Source organism: Photobacterium sp. GJ3, from assembly GCF_018199995.1.
Taxonomy (GTDB): Bacteria; Pseudomonadota; Gammaproteobacteria; order Enterobacterales; family Vibrionaceae; genus Photobacterium.
In genome coordinates, this window is record NZ_CP073579.1 from 1,494,144 (window position 1) to 1,505,926 (window position 11,783).

12 protein-coding genes are annotated in these 11,783 nt (G+C 46.9%); 3 read left to right on the forward strand and 9 right to left on the reverse strand.

Annotated elements, in window-relative coordinates:
* Positions 1-26: 26 nt before the first annotated feature.
* The 4 genes from KDD30_RS23485 to KDD30_RS23500 form a co-directional block, all read right to left on the reverse strand.
* On the reverse strand, positions 27-1,010 hold the full coding sequence (locus KDD30_RS23485; protein ID WP_211650971.1) for a transketolase family protein: 984 nt from the start codon (positions 1,008-1,010) through the stop codon (positions 27-29).
* Positions 1,011-1,061: 51 nt separating this feature from the next.
* Positions 1,062-1,907, reverse strand: coding sequence for a transketolase (locus KDD30_RS23490; RefSeq protein ID WP_211650972.1), 846 nt, complete (start codon positions 1,905-1,907; stop codon positions 1,062-1,064).
* 48 nt (positions 1,908-1,955) lie between these two features.
* The gene (locus KDD30_RS23495) at positions 1,956-2,639 is read right to left on the reverse strand and encodes a FadR/GntR family transcriptional regulator (RefSeq protein WP_211650973.1); all 684 of its coding nucleotides are present in this window, start codon (positions 2,637-2,639) and stop codon (positions 1,956-1,958) included.
* An 804-nt stretch (positions 2,640-3,443) separates the two neighbouring features.
* Positions 3,444-3,965 (reverse strand): NADPH-dependent FMN reductase, encoded by a 522-nt coding sequence (locus KDD30_RS23500; RefSeq protein ID WP_211651953.1) that lies wholly within the window; start codon positions 3,963-3,965, stop codon positions 3,444-3,446.
* 139 nt (positions 3,966-4,104) lie between these two features.
* Between KDD30_RS23500 and KDD30_RS23505 the strand changes: the two genes are divergently transcribed.
* Both KDD30_RS23505 and KDD30_RS23510 read left to right on the forward strand, forming a co-directional pair.
* Positions 4,105-5,013, forward strand: a complete 909-nt coding sequence (locus KDD30_RS23505; RefSeq protein ID WP_211650974.1) for a LysR family transcriptional regulator — start codon at positions 4,105-4,107, stop codon at positions 5,011-5,013.
* Between the two features lie 473 nt (positions 5,014-5,486).
* A complete protein-coding gene (locus KDD30_RS23510; protein WP_211650975.1) occupies positions 5,487-6,404 on the forward strand; it encodes an IS5 family transposase in 918 nt (305 codons plus the stop codon).
* A 498-nt stretch (positions 6,405-6,902) separates the two neighbouring features.
* On the opposite strand, the gene KDD30_RS23515 is transcribed toward KDD30_RS23510, so the two are convergent.
* The 4 genes from KDD30_RS23515 to KDD30_RS23530 form a co-directional block, all read right to left on the reverse strand.
* A complete protein-coding gene (locus KDD30_RS23515) occupies positions 6,903-7,064 on the reverse strand; it encodes a hypothetical protein (protein WP_211650976.1) in 162 nt (53 codons plus the stop codon).
* Positions 7,065-7,108: 44 nt separating this feature from the next.
* A complete protein-coding gene (locus KDD30_RS23520) occupies positions 7,109-7,636 on the reverse strand; it encodes a DUF4225 domain-containing protein (protein WP_211650977.1) in 528 nt (175 codons plus the stop codon).
* A gap of 15 nt (positions 7,637-7,651) precedes the next feature.
* Complete coding sequence (locus tag KDD30_RS23525; RefSeq protein WP_211650978.1) at positions 7,652-8,137, reverse strand: Hcp family type VI secretion system effector; 486 nt, start codon at positions 8,135-8,137, stop codon at positions 7,652-7,654.
* Positions 8,138-8,356: 219 nt separating this feature from the next.
* On the reverse strand, positions 8,357-9,457 hold the full coding sequence (locus KDD30_RS23530; protein ID WP_211650979.1) for an ISAs1 family transposase: 1,101 nt from the start codon (positions 9,455-9,457) through the stop codon (positions 8,357-8,359).
* A gap of 439 nt (positions 9,458-9,896) precedes the next feature.
* On the opposite strand from KDD30_RS23530, the gene KDD30_RS23535 reads away from it, so the two are divergent.
* Positions 9,897-11,021, forward strand: coding sequence for an ISAs1 family transposase (locus tag KDD30_RS23535; RefSeq protein WP_211650980.1), 1,125 nt, complete (start codon positions 9,897-9,899; stop codon positions 11,019-11,021).
* A 245-nt stretch (positions 11,022-11,266) separates the two neighbouring features.
* Here KDD30_RS23535 and KDD30_RS23540 read toward each other — a convergent pair whose 3' ends face one another.
* Entirely contained in the window at positions 11,267-11,782 is a 516-nt protein-coding gene (locus KDD30_RS23540) for a DUF2247 family protein (protein WP_211650981.1), read from the reverse strand.
* Position 11,783 lies beyond the last annotated feature (1 nt).

The following is an 11,783-nucleotide window of genomic DNA, read 5'->3' on the forward strand; positions in this document are numbered from 1 at the left end:
CACACAGCCATATGTCGGCCCGTCGCTCAGAGCCATGCCTTCGCCTGAGCAACAATTCGGTTTACTGAAATTCCATATTTGTCATGCAGTGTCGGAAGCGCGCCCGCATCAAGAAACTGATCCGGCAACGCGATTTGATGGAAGTCGGTATGCACGCCGGCACGCGCCAAGACGCCTGCCACGGCTTCACCCAAACCGCCAACCACGGAATGGTTCTCTGCCACAATGACCAAGCGTCCGGGTTGGGCGGCTTCTTTCAGGATCGTTTCTTCATCCAGCGGTTTAATGGTCGGGACATGCAGAACAGACGCCCCCACATTATCTTTTTTCAACCGCTTGGAGGCCGCCAACGCACGCATGGTCATCAAGCCAGAAGAAATAAACAGCACATCATTGCCATCGCACAGGCGCTTCGCTTTACCCAGTTCGAACTGGTAGTCATAGTCATCCAGAACCAATGGGACCTTACCGCGTGGAAGGCGCATATAAACCGGCCCATTGTGGGCGGCAATCGCAGGAACGGCCTGCTCGACATCCAATGCATCACAGGGGTCGACGATGGTCAGGTTGGGCATGGCGCGGAAAATCGCCAAATCATCCGTTGCCTGATGGCTGGGGCCATAACCGGTTGTCAGGCCCGGTAAGGCACAGGCAATTTTCACATTCAACTTTTCTTCGGCAATCGCCATGCAGATAAAATCGTACGCCCGGCGAGCCGCAAATACCGCGTAAGTTGTTACAAACGGTCGAGCCCCCTCACGGGCCATGCCTGCGGCCGCCATCATCAGTAATTGTTCGGCCATACCCATTTGATAAAAACGATCCGGGTGCTTTTCCGCGAAAATATGGAGGTCGGTATATTTGGATAAATCTGCCGTCATGCCGACAATATCCGGCTGAGTGTCTGCCAGCTTCGCCAGTGCGTGACCAAATGGCGCTGAGACGGTTGTTTGCCCTTCCTCAGCAATGGAGGCAATCATTGCCGAGGTTTTCAAAGCCACTTTACTCATGTCTGAATCCTTTTCGATGAGCCATTGCGAACGGTGTATTTTTTCGTGAGTTCAGGCACTGTGCGACGGCTTAAACCCGGCTTCCAACGCCTGTAATGCCTGCTCCCACTCCTCCGGTTCCACACGGATAAAGTGCGTTTTTTCTCGCTGCTCAAGAAAAGGGACGCCCTGCCCCATCCGGGTATCACAAATAATGACGCGAGGCCCGTTGAAATCACTCCGGCGTGCAGTTTCAAATGCCTGAGCGACGGCCGAGAGATCATTGCCATCAACGCGCTGAACATCCCAGCCGAAGGCCTGCCACTTGTCGGCAAGTGGTTCGAAATTCAGCACCTGTCTTGACTGACCGTCGGCTTGCTGGTTGTTGACGTCAACAATGGCGATAAGGTTATTCAGCCGCCAGTGACCGGCGGACATAGCAGCCTCCCAGGTGGAGCCTTCATCCAGCTCCCCGTCAGACAGAAGGTTATAAATAAAAGAGTCCGATGATTTTCTTTTCAGCCCGAGCGCCATGCCCACCGCAATGCCAAGCCCGTGTCCGAGCGAGCCACCGGTAATTTCCATACCCGGCGTGTAAGCCGCCATGCCGGACATCGGCAACTTGCTTTCGTCCGAACCATAGGTTTCCAATTCTTGTTCCGGCACAATCCCCGCTTCGATCAACGCGGCATAAAGTGCAATGGCATAGTGACCGATGGAAAGCAGAAACCTGTCCCGGCCTTCCCATTCCGGATCCTCCGCCCTGTATGTCAGCGCCTGAAAATACGCAACGGCCAACACATCCGCGATGCCAAGTGCCTGACCAACATAGCCCTGCCCCTGCACTTCACCCATGCGTAATGCATAACGACGAATGTGGAACGCTCGTTGTTCTAACGTGAATTCAACCTGCTGCATACCTCACCTCAATTTTCTGATCCGCACGGAAATAACTCACTCACAGGCTCACTCTTTTATCCACTCGAGCAGCCCTTTTGATTCCTCATCCCAGATTCGGAAATGAATATTCATGGCATCTTTGGCGGCGTCAGGATCGCGGTTTTTCAGCGCATCAATCACAGCTTGATGGGTATCGTTCGTTTTTGACATCGACTGACGCGATTGCCTGACCAACACGCGTCGGCGGTGTACCACCTCTTTCAACACCGAGGCCAGCCCCTGAATAATCAGGATGATCACGGGATTTCTTGTCATGTAAGCCAGATGCCGGTGAAAATCATAGTCCGCAGCGAGGCTTTCATGAACATTGGGGTTTCCCATCTCCACCAGGTATTCCTCCAGCTTGGCGATATCAGCATCCGTGGCGTTATGCGCCGCACAGTAAGCAATTTCGCGCTCCAGCATTTCACGGGCGGCTTCCAGCGCATCGACCGAAATAAAACCAAGCCTGAGAGCAATATCGAAATAAATTTGCACGAAGGCCGGTTGCGGCATTTGCAAGAATGTGCCGCTGCCACGCACGCGCTGAACAAACCCCAGATTTTCTAACGTGGCCAGTTGCTCCCTAACTAACGTTCTTTGCATGCTCAATAGTTCAGACAAATCACGTTCCGAAGGAAGCCGTAATCTGCCTTTTTCGTCCGTTTTAGCGGTTTCAAGCACATCTCTTAATCGCTTAAAGGCATCCATGTCTGACCTCAACTTTCAAAATACGTTGATTGGTACAACCAATATAACAAAAACATAACAAATCGATCACAACCGGTCAAATATTATTCATCAACAATAAACCTTTTAAAAACAACGAATTAATTAAAAACCAAGAAAGAGATCGTTGTTATTGTGATATCTATCACTAATATACATTCAATTGGTACTACCAAAACACTCCCCTGCGACGGATGCATTCCTGAATCCTGATTCATTGGATCCGACAGAGAACATTTGATCTGAATTTAATGAGCAAGGTGGGATAAATCGGATAGGTAAGACAACAGACCTGCGAAGCAGCAGTCACATGACCCAGCCCTGTCAGAACGTCGCTGTTCGCTGAATGTCCAGAATGATCGCGGCAAAAACCGTAGAAAAAATCGGAGTGAAGTCAAACGAGGCTGCAAGGAAAATCCCGGCAAGTGATTCAACGGGGCAACTGGACCCTTTTTCATGAACACTTTGGCGCACCCATTGCAAGAATGCTTTGCGTTACGCCCATTCCGTATCCTGAACGGACCTGGCAGCATATGAGCGTTAGTTTTGGTCTCTGGCGCATGCAATCATACGTTGGGACAGACATGGCGCATACACTCTCAGTACCAGCTTCCCGAGGTCGTAGCTGATCTACCGACATTGTTGTCTCGTGGTATTTCAATTTTATCGCTGTGATTTGATAAAATGACGAAATGCACCAGTGTCACAGGTGAAAGAAACAACCGGCTAGAATGCAAACATGCGCGACAAAAAGACCACCGGATTCGCCGGTGGCCATGGTTACAATTACAGATTGGCAATTATCGTCTGTAATTTATCCAGCAGCTCAGGGTTATGTAACTCGCCTGCTTCAACATCAAAATTGTCGTAAAAACTCGGTACAGAAAGCGACCCTTTCACATCCGCAGCAAAGAATGGCGCAGAGCCTACCGCCGATCCCAATACACTTTGTGCGCCCCCCGGACCCGGCGAGGTGGCCAGGAAAACGAGCGCTTTGTTCTGATAGACCTTCTGATTGATACGAGAAGCCCAGTCAAAAACATTCTTATACGCTGCGGTATAAGAGCCGTTGTGTTCTGCAAATGAAACGAACACGGCATCCGCTGCGGTGATTTTATTAAAAAATTGCTGAGCCGCCGCGGGAATGCCCGATTCGTTTTCAATATCTGAGCTGTAAATCGGCATTTCATAATCGTTTAAATCCAGCACTTCAACGTCTGCGTTCGGCACTAACGAAGCGGCATGACTGACGAGCTGTTTGTTGATTGACTGACGGCTGCTGCTGGCAGCAAAGGCTAATACTTTCATCATCTTCTCCATAAGACACGGAACACGGAAACAGGCATTGCATTCTGACATTGAACTTTTTTGCCCGACTGGTTGGTAATCATCCTACATTGAGTTTTAATAAAGATTAATCAGGCAAAAGTGGATGAACTATTTCCAAATGGCTATTAATCAATTATTCGATGGGTTGCCAATTTTTGTGCAGGTCGTCAAAAGTGCTGGCTTTAGTGCCGCTGCTGAGGCTTTAGGACACTCCAGCTCCCATATCAGTAAAGAAATCAGCAAACTTGAATCACGATTAGGCGTCAGGCTGCTCAACCGCACAACCCGCACGATTGCGTTAACCCCTGAAGGGGAAGCTTTTTACCGCCAGTGCATCCAGTTAGTTGCAGATGCGGAGAGTGCTGTCGAACTGGTCACGCAAAACGATGCGCTGCCAAAAGGCGAGTTAAAAATCAGTTGTCCGATCGGTTTGGCACACAGCCACTTACAGGCTGTACTAACCGAATATCTGACGCTGTATCCCAATGTCACTTTAGATTTGGATCTTTCAGATAAACATATCGATTTAATTGCTGACGGGTACGATTTAGTGGTGCGGGCAACCCAATCATTGAGTGAGTCCACTCTGATTTGCAGACAGATATTTTCGGCGCCGGCTTATGTCGTGGCGTCAAAAAGTTATATTGAAAAGCATGGCCGGCCACACCATCCGCGTGAACTCAGCCAGCATCACTGTATTTGTTACAGCAATCTCAAGCAACCAGAGCGCTGGGAGTTTACCGACCATGGAGGGAAAACGCTCAGCGTAAACGTGCGGCAACGCATCAAATGCAATAACGGTGTGATGGAAATGGCCATGGTCCGGAATGGACTGGGCATTTGTCGCTTACCCTCATTTTATATGGATGAAGCTTTTGCAAATGATGAGCTGGAAGTGCTGTTTCCTGACTGGCCCTGTCCGGCGGTCAATATTTATGCGCTCTACCCCAGCCGGAAACATCTTTCACCGAAAGTACGTCGGTTTATTGATTTGCTGGCAGTACGCTTGTCTGTCGTCCCGGATTGAATGACGGCCGGAACAGCCTGGTGAGACCAACACGGCTCACCAGACTCCGAACCCGCGCAGACAAACCATCACCGAGCAAGTGTACTGTGATGATTCAAACCACTGCGAGCAAGCGCTCACCATCTTCACAACCGGAAAGGTCATCACTGGCACGACCAGAGGAAACAAAGCAGACATCAGCGTTGCAAGCGCGCTGTCGGAGTAAATGCCTGAAGAACCTCCCAATAGATCGATGTGAGGAACAAGCGCAAGCACAAACAAAGTTACCGGCACAAAATACACCAGCAAATACAGCCTGAAACCGCTGCTCAGCACTTTCAGCCAGCCCCAAACGGTCCCCCGAGACAAAATACAGACACCGCAAATAAAAGAACATTTGCACTGGTTATCAACGGCTTTGTTGACTAAATCAGCTTGAACTTTTCTTGCAGCCAGTGATCTGATCTTATAACGCTCACTGACTGATCACTTCCATGGACAAAAGCACTTACCGAACAGAAAACTGGAAAGAGTACAACCAAGCACTGATTAACCGCGGCTCGCTGACATTCTGGATCGACGAAGAAGCAATAAGCAGTTGGTTATGCTCTGAACATCACGGTAACCGTGGACGCGGCTATCAGTATTCAGACACAGCGATCATGACTGCGCTCATGGTGAAGCGACTATTCAATCTGTCACTTCGTGCTGTTCAAGGGTTCATGAACTCAGTGTTTTCTCTGATGAAAGTACCGCTAACATGCCCGAACTACAGCAGTATCAGCAAACGAGCGAAAACGGTCGATATCCCCATCAAAATGCCTGCTCGAGGTGAAATTCGTCATCTTGCCATTGACGCAACTGGCCTGAAGGTTTTCGGTGAAGGTGAAGGTGAATGGAAAATGAAAAAGCATGGCAAGGAGAAACGCCGTGTCTGGCGAAAACTCCATCTTGCAGTTGATGCGGATACCCATCAAGTCATTTGTGCAGAACTCTCGTTATCAACCGTCACTGATGGCGAAGTTATGCCAACGTTGCTCAACCAGACTTATCGTCAGATCAAATCGATATCAGGTGATGGTGCGTATGATACCAGGCTGTGCTACCAAGCGATTCAAAGGAAAAAGGCACAGCCCCTTATCCCGCCCAGAGCTGGAGCAGCCTACTGGGAGCACGGTCATCCCAGAAATGTTGCGGTTGCAAACCAGCGGATTCACGGTAGCAATGAACACTGGAAAAAGACCAGTGGTTACCATAGTCGCTCAATCTCTGAAACAGCGATGTCGAGATATAAACGATTACTTGGCTCGGCGCTAAGCCTGCGAGATTACAACGCTCAAGTCGGCGAAGCATATGCGGCCGTCCGAGCGTTGAACAAATTAACAGGGCTGGGTATGCCCAAAAAAACATAAAGTTAGATAAATTATGATTTATTTGGGATAGATCTGTTTGTTATCCGATTTGATCAACAAAGCCATGCCGTACACCAGATTTGACCATAGCTCTCATAAACGCCTTTCAGGGTAATAAAATCTGCTAAGATCTCTGTTGCAAGAGATTAAAAAGGTGCGTTTAGTACACCACTCGCTTGAGTGATGCACTATAAGTGAAGCTTGCGGGTGGCTTAAATTTTTAGAGTAGGCTTTTGTCTTGGGAAGATTGTGCACTGCAATATGATTGCAGGGATCGCTAGTAGTTGTGTAACAGGTGTGAATTGATAATCAATGAAGTCTAGTAAGAAAAATTTACCAGTGTCCATGATACTGTAATGCTGTGATACCAGCAGAAGGCCATTTGTCAAAACGAAGATATACAACCAGAAATTACTATGCATTCTTTCTGAAACAAATGATGCAAATTTTCTGGTTAGAAAGTAACAGGCCAAAGTGCCAATCAGATATAGCAATACTTCAATTATCAACTGAGTCATACATGCCTTTCATTGTGATGCCGTCTGCAGCAATTTCCGTAGTTAAAGCGCCAGAACCCATGGTTTTCATTCCTTTGGCGTAGTCATCGGCTAAAGCTCTGAATAGCTTAAACTGTTTGGCGCCTTCAACGATATGATCCATAGATTTCAACTCATTAACGAGTCCATAAGCCGATAAAGCTAAGTCTACCCCCCATAAGCAAGATCCCCAGCAGTATCTCCATATCCAAGCAAATTTGCTGCTTCTCTGTACCCATGTCTCAAAAATCCGACGGCATTTTCGGCTCCAAGGTTCAAGAGGTTATAACCATTTTCATAAACGTTATTAGCCCCATGCGCTATGAGAGGAGCACCAATGAAGTAACACGCTGTCCCAAAGGTTTCAGCTGAGCCACCAACACATATTCCTACACCGCCATAAACTTGCATGAGGCCAGCTGCTAAGCCAACACCATATTTGAAGATACTGCCGCTTTGGTCAAGAAGGCTCTGAGCTTCCCGTTTGATTTGGTCAACTAAGGATTCTTTACTAATTTCACCGTTCTCATAACGGTTGATTAAGTATTGCCCAATCTGACTGTAATGCTGTTGGAAATGAAATTGAACAGAAGGATCTCTCAGGTGCTGTTGGCTGAGATGATGTGCTTGCGTTATCAATCCTGAAACAGCTAGGTTGATCTCAGCGTATTCATCCGAGTCATAGCATTGATTCATAAACAGTAACCTTAATTATAAACTGCTGATTACATCAACCCAGGTGTCAAAACCATTTGTATTTGCAGTTACATGTTTCCAGGTGATTTCATTGTATTTGATTGTTACGACTTCCTGCATCTCGCTACTGTTAAGGTCAATCGTATGTGGCATATTTACGGATGTGTTGACAATCAAAGCTCCTGTCAGAGTAACGGTATAGAACAATTCAATACCGCCTTTAGGGTTGGGTCTGAAGAATGAAAGCTCACACTCCAGTTTTTCACCATTGATACAGGCTTGAGCAAGTAACGGAGATGACTTATCTACTCGCTTGACAATTTGAATCGGGTGGTGGATACCGCGATTATTGTAACCAACAGAATGTGAGTAAGATAAAACCGTGATTTCGTCTTCGTGGTTATCTTGGAATTTGTTACCCATGGAGTTCTGAGTGTTACATCCCTGAGAAATGTTTCCTTGCTTCTCACCAGTGATAGAAATAAAAGCTGTGCTAGCCATGTGTTTACCTCAAGAAAAAAGAACGCTGTATTGTGGCATAGCGCTGGACATTATGGTTACTGTCAAATTGACACTTTATCTATGCATTTTAACTAATCAGCTGATTTTGTGATGCTTACTCCGAAAATTCACAAGGTTGAATACTGTTGTTATATGGCGCTGATCCATTTGTGTGTTGGTATATATCCTTTAAGTAAATCAGGGCCGGAGCATACTTTGTTAACTCGATTTTACAGTGCCAAATAACAAGGTTGAGCGGTAATTATCACAGTAACTTGCTCGGATCAACTTACCTTTCATACTGTCTTTTACAGATGTCTCTTGTTTCGCTATATTTAGTGAGACTCGGCGGAACATCGCTAAGTTCTCAGCAGCTTTTTTCTCACGAACACGGCAAATATCTTCTTTATAAACAACATCTAAGATCCAGTGAAGACTATTCTCTATTGCCCAGTGCTCACGAACACATTTACCTGCCAGCTCTGGGTTAATATCCAGCGAGCTCAGATAATACTTCGTATCAATAACGTTATTTTGATCTCGTTCAACGGCAACTAATGTCTTTACTGACGGCCATTTTTCACTGAGTTCATCAGAAAAATCAGCTTTCACCTGAAAAACGGTTCGAGTCTCTATCCGACCATGAGCCTTTTCAGATGTTGTGCTTTGAGCAAGGATATCTTGATTTTCAAATGCCTGTGCAAATTGCTCTTTGACAGTATGGTTTAGTAATTTTTGATTAGCCTTTACTTGGACGACATAATCTGCGCCTCGACTTGTAAGTAACTGTAATGTATCGCGTTGACAGTGTAAGGCATCAAGAGTAATCACTGCGTCGGTAATATTCAGAACATTCAAGACTTCACGCACAGCAGCAATTTCACAACCTTTGCCTTCAGTCATTTCTTGATAAAGGAATAGTCCATTATCAACATCATAGGCAGCTACAGAGTGCAATGCATCATCTGGGTTTTTATGGTAAGAGCCTCTCAATGCCTTACCATCTAAGGCAATCAAAGGTTGCTGTTTATGCTCCCTCATTTGATTCACCCAGCTCAGCAAAGCAAGCATAAGGCTTTGACAATCAACACTTTCAACAATACGAGCAATCGTATGTCTGCGGGGAATTCCATGCTTGAATGCACGATACTGACGCAGCCAATCAAGCTTTAAATCTCCAAATATTTCAATGTCTTGCCATCCTTCAGCACCTGTTGATATAGCGGATAAAATAAGAAACATGACATCAACAAGGTTATGGCGTTGGTTAATATGAGAACGATTTTCTTCCACGAGGGTTAAGTGATCAAATAGGGACATGACAGGTCGAGATAATACTAAACTTATATAATCAGATCGCGCAAACTCGTAAAAGTTCAGTCAATTAACAAAGTGCGATCCTGCCCTGTACTGAGTATTAGGTAACGGATTATTCAATGCCTCGTATTCCGGTGTACCTTTAACAGCTCGTGATGAATCAATCTTAACAACAGGTATATCACCGAGCATCCTACCATCAATGTCCCCAACGGCAGGGTATTCCAGCCGCCAAGCTCGCCATGACCGGCATTGCTGTAGTTGAAGCTCAGATAATCTTCTGTGGCTTCTCCCATCACTTCGGTATACTGCTCGCGGTTCTGGTCGTAAGTCTCACCGTCACCCTCAGGGCAAGATCACGAACGTTTTTTGAACAAAATAGATCAGTTTGACGATCAAGGCTGGCTGTGATCATATACTCCCCTTTTTACGGGAGTTCCTGATGCATATCGATGCTTTTTCTCAATTCTTTTCAGTGATTCAAGACCCACGGCAGTCAGCAAAAATATCGTACCCACTGTTCGACATTTTGTTTCTGACCGTATGCGCCACCATTGCCGGTATGGAGGGCTGGGAAGATATCGAAGACTTTGGCGAAGCTCACCTCAATTGGCTACAGGACAAAGGACTTTTTCGCCAGGGCATCCCTGTCCATGACACGATTGCCAGGGTTGTTTCTTCCATTGAGCCTGACCAGTTTCAAGACTGCTTTTTAAAATGGATGCAGGCAGCCAACGTCCATTCGAATGGCGAGCTTATTGCTATTGACGGCAAGGTGTTACGCAGCTCCTATAACCGAGAAGATCGGCAATCAACGCTCCACATGGTCAGTGCTTTTGCGACAGCCAACGGCGTTGTCATGGGACAAGTTAAAACCCAAGATAAGTCCAATGAAATCACCGCCATCCCTGAGCTGCTCAAGCTGTTAGATATCAAAGGTTGTCTTGTCTCTATCGATGCGATGGGCTGTCAAACCGATATCGCCAAGCAGATAGTTGAGCAAGGTGGCGATTACCTATTAGCAGTCAAAGGCAACCAAAAAAGCCTGGCTAAAGCAGTACAAAAAGCGTTGGCGCCATTGCTCGAAAAAAGCCCAGCGTGTGACATCGAGCGCGGACATGGGCGTATTGAAGCGCGCGAATACCACGTCATGCCAGCGCAGGAGTTGAAGACAGATTTCCCTGATTGGAAAGGGCTTCAAAGCGTCGGTGTTGCTATTGGCTATCGTATTGACTCAGCAGGGAAAGAATCGCTGGAGTACCGCTACTACATTAGCTCTGCGGTGCTCACCCCCGAAGGTTTTGCCGATGCAGTCCGAGGTCACTGGGAAATCGAAAATCGGTTGCACTGGGTGCTTGATGTCACGATGAAGGAAGATGCTTGCCAAATCTATCGTGGCAATGCCGCCGAACTCCTGGCTGGTGTGCGTCACATGGCGCTTAACATGCTTCGATTAGAAACAAGCAAAAAGGCGAGTATCAGGCGCAAGCAAAAAATAGCTGCCATGAATATAGCCTATTTGGAGCAAGTAATATTGGCGGGAATCCAAGGTTTGGATAAAAACTGAGCATACGTGCTCTCGCCCTGCCGTCACCCTGATGCCCGCGCTGCGCGTCTATATGGTGCTGGGTTTCGTGGCCGACTGTGTTGACCGCATCTTCCAAGCGATAGTGTTCACTGTCGTTGATGTACAGGGTGCCGTTGGCATATGCCCCTCTGGTAGCTTAGTCGCCATAGGTATTGTGCCGCATATACAACAAGCCCCCCACATTGCGGGGCTTGGGTGGGGGTGTTTGCTACTAATAAAAACAATTACTTGGATATTCCAATATCCTGCCTTGCTTCAGAAAGATACTGCTCCCACTTAGAAAACAATCTTGCTTTGTTTTCTTCAATGCTGTGCTGGCTGGGATCATATCCATCGGTTACAGGCATATAGCTCACGAAGCCTTCGATTTCAGGCGGATAATCAAAGTCAGCATAAATACACTCCACCTCACCCAAAGGATCAGAAACAGCGTCCCTGTTCTCAAATAGCCATGCAAGCATTAAAAATAGCCATTTCGTGTCCGATGTACTTCCCGCGTCATCGGGTTCATTGCTAGCCAAAACACGAAGCAATTCCCCAACCTGCTGAGTCTCCGACTTCCCTAAACAAGCAAACTCAATCTCCATAGGATCTTCTGAACCAAGCAACAATCGATCCTCAGCAATGGCAACGATATCTGACCAGCCAATCAACTGACGCTCGTATCCCCAAAGCGCATCCTGCCATGACAACAAGACACGCTCACGAATGAATGAATATGGAATAGGTATCTGCTTCATA